We start from the raw sequence: 3278 nt of genomic DNA, 5'->3' as shown, positions 1-3278 counted from the left end.
GACACGGGGCACGCCCGGTGGACCTTTCGGCTGCGCATGCCGTCCACCGCTTGCTCAGCCCTGGCGGGCGAGTGGGACCGGTGCCGCTGGGTGTGGAACGAGTGCGTGGCCAAGTCCAAGGCCGTGCGCCGAAGCCGCCGCCGGGCGGGCCCTGCGGCGGGCCGGGCGGCTGGCCCGGCTGCTGCGGGTAGCCGTACGACGGCTGCGGCGGCTGGCCCTGCGGATAGCCGTAACCGCCCGGGGGCGGGCCCTGCGGCGGCTGACCTGGCTGCTGCGGGGGGTAGCCGTACGACGGCTGGCCCGGCCCGGGGCCCTCCGGCGGCTCCTGCGGCGCGCCGAAGCCCCCGGACGGCGGCTGGCTCGGCGGCGGAGGCGGCTGCGACATGACAATCCCTCGTTACGGGCAGACCGTGCGCCCGGCACCCCAAACCCCCGTAGGGCCGAGCGAATCGGACATCAGGCCCGCCATCGGCAGACTTCTGAGCGGAAGTTCTTTCTACCATCGGCCACGGCGGGCCCGGGTCTCAGTTCTGTCACCGGATAGCCGGAGGGTACCCCGGCTCCCAAGCTGGAGAGGGCTCCGGCTTCCCGTGGAACGAGGCAGGAGAGGTCGAATTGCCGCCGGACGACTCGGCGCCCTCCGGGTCGGCGTCGAGCCCGATCTCGATCAGGTGCAGGATCTCGGAGTTGATGGACCGCCGATCGGCGATCGCTTGGGCGCGTACGCGGGTGTGGAGGTCTTCGGGAAAGCGCAGTGCGAAGCGAATCATGATGCTGCTCATGACATCATGACGACATCGGCGCCAGCCCGGGACACGGGGCACGCCCGGTGGACCTTTCGGCTGCGCATGCCGTCCACCGCTTGCTCAGCCCTGGCGGGCGAGTGGGACCGGTGCCGCTGGGTGTGGAACGAGTGCGTGGCCAAGTCCAAGGCCGTGCACCTGCACAACAAGGCGACCGGAGAGAAGCGGCCGTGCGGCCCGGCGCAGCTCGACAGGATGCTGAGCGCAGCCCGGCAGACGACACCGTGGCTGCGCGAGGGCTCGTCGGTCCCTCAGCAGCAGATCATCCGCGACTTCGGCAGGTCCCGCGCCAAGGCGCACACGGACATCCGGGAGCGCCTGCCGATGCGGCAGCGAGCCGGGATGCCGAAGTGGAAGAAGAAACGCGACGCACTGCCGACACTGAACTACACCCGTCGCGGCTTCCGCCTCAAGAACGGCCGCCTGCACCTGGCCGGGGGCATCGTCCTGACAGTGGTGTGGTCGCGGGACCTTCCCGCCGAGCCGTCCAGCGTGCGCGTGTACCAGGACAGCCTCGGACACTGGTACGCCTCGTTCGTCGTACCCGCCCAGGTGCAGCCGCTACCCCGGACCGGCCGTGTGATCGGTATCGACTGGGGTGTGAAGGAGACCGCCACCACCACCTCCGACTCCCACGACCTCCCCCACGCCGAGCACGGCAGGAAGGCGAAGGAGAAGCTAACCCGCTACGAGCGGATGATGGCCCGCCGCAAACCCGCGAAGGGGCAGCCCGCTTCGAAGGGCTACCGCGAGGCGAAGAAGCTGCGGGCGAAGGCACACCGGAAGATCGCGAGGCAACGCCAGGACACAGGCCGCAAGTGGGCCAAGAAGGTCGTGCGCGACCACGACGCCATCGCGGTCGAGGACTTCCGGCCGAAGTTCCTGGCCCAGTCGAAGATGGCACGCAAGGCCGCCGACGCCGCCATCGGCGCCACCAAGCGCGCCCTGATCGAGATGGGCCGCAAACACGGGCGGGACATCCGCCTCGTACACCCTGCGCACGCCACGACGGACTGCGCGCACTGCGGAGCGAGAGCCAAGCACCGCATGCCGCTGGGCGAGCGCACCCACACCTGCACCGCGTGCGGAACCGAGACCCCACGGGACAAGAACTCCGCACGCGTAATGCTCCACCGGGCTGGTCTCACCCCGGCTGGCGCTAAGGGCATAAGACCTTCTGGAGCGCCGCTCCAGAAGGCAGCCTGAGCCAGGAATCCCCTCCTTCCGCGAGGGAGGGGAGGATTCAACTTCGCGTACCGAAGCCCAGGGCCAGCGGCACCTTGTCCGTCTCGTACTTCCCAGGCAGCAGGCTCCGCTGGAGGAACAGCCGCCCTTCGGAGTAGAGCACCGGAGGGCTCTGGCCCACACCGGGCACCAGGAAGCGGCCCTGCTGCGGGGCGCTCCGGTCCGGCAGCCGCAGCAGGCCGCGCTGTTTGCCGCCGTCCGGGGAGACGGAGACGACCCGCCCGCCCTTGTCGTAGGTGGGCGGCAGATACGCGACGGCCTTGCCGCCCTCCGTGCCGATCGGGTAGATCTCGCGGCCCTCGCCGGCCTCCGACTTCCACTTCGTCTTGCCGCTGTGGAAGTCGAAGCCCATGACCTCGTTGGCCCTGCGGAGGGAGCTCCCGCCCGTGCCGGAGTGCTTCTTGGTGGAGACGTAGACCGTGTCCCCGGCCGCCACGACGTTGAAGCACGCCTCGCCGCCCAGGCCGCCGAGCCCGCAGCCGGGTTCGTAGCGCCTGCCGAGGCCGAAGGTGGTGGCGATGGAGCCGTTGTCGTCGATGGTCATGACCTCCGACGCGGTCTCGCCGCCGGTGCCCAGGACGAGCACCACCGGATCGGTGTCGACCACCCGGACGTTCCGCCCGTCGTCCAGGCCGCGCGGCAGCTTGACGTCCCAGGTGGAGTGCCCGGTCTTGGGGTCGAGGCGGTTGACGGTCAGCGAGCCCTTGCAGTCCAGCACGACGAGCAGCCGCTCGCCGCCGCCGTACCGCTCGTGTTCGCAGGTCTCGCCGGTCTCCTTGCTCTTCCACACCGGCGGCCCGCCGTCGATGCCGTAGGCGGCGAAGCCGCCGATCCAGGAGAGCGCGACGGTGTCGTCACCGACGGTGAGGTTGACGTCCCCGCCGCCGAAGATGTGGTCCCCCTTGGGGATGGGCTTCTCCCAGAGCTTCTTCCCGTTGTCGACGTCGAACACCGCGACGGCGCTGCAGCCGCCGCTGCCCTTCTGGAAGGCGACGGCCGTGCGGTGGTCGTCGGTCATATGCGGGGAGGCGGCGCAGACCGGGCCGCCCAGCGGGATGCGCCAGGCGCGCCCGCCGTTCATCCGGTAGCCCTCGACGGCGTTGATCGAGGACTTGGCGTAGATCTTCCCGGTGACCCAGCTGCCGTCGGCGCCCTGGGTGTCCTTGACGTGGGTCTCCGGGGACTTGAGGGAGAACAGCCGCTGCGCGGTGCTCCCGCCCCCACCGGCAC

General features: G+C 70.5%; 3 protein-coding genes. 1 reads left to right on the top strand and 2 read right to left on the bottom strand.

Annotation, left to right across the window (positions count from 1 at the left end):
• Positions 1 to 533 precede the first annotated feature (533 nt).
• Positions 534 to 770 carry an Arc family DNA-binding protein gene (locus tag G5C65_RS34105; RefSeq protein ID WP_206442582.1) on the bottom strand — a complete coding sequence of 79 codons (237 nt, stop codon included), beginning with the start codon at positions 768 to 770 and terminating at the stop codon, positions 534 to 536.
• Positions 771 to 788: 18 nt separating this feature from the next.
• Between G5C65_RS34105 and G5C65_RS34100 the strand changes: the two genes are divergently transcribed.
• Entirely contained in the window at positions 789 to 2009 is a 1221-nt protein-coding gene (locus G5C65_RS34100; RefSeq protein WP_165302933.1) for an RNA-guided endonuclease InsQ/TnpB family protein, read from the top strand.
• Between the two features lie 37 nt (positions 2010 to 2046).
• Here the strand turns inward: G5C65_RS34100 and G5C65_RS34095 are convergent.
• Positions 2047 to 3278, bottom strand: a 1232-nt coding sequence (locus tag G5C65_RS34095; protein ID WP_165302932.1) for an outer membrane protein assembly factor BamB family protein, incomplete at its 5' end; no start/stop codon positions are given.

Origin of the sequence: Streptomyces boncukensis (genome assembly GCF_011045075.1) — a bacterium.
GTDB lineage: Bacteria > Actinomycetota > Actinomycetes > Streptomycetales > Streptomycetaceae > Streptomyces > Streptomyces boncukensis.
Note: the sequence above shows the minus strand (reverse complement) of the source record. Positions and strands in the feature narration are given on the sequence as shown.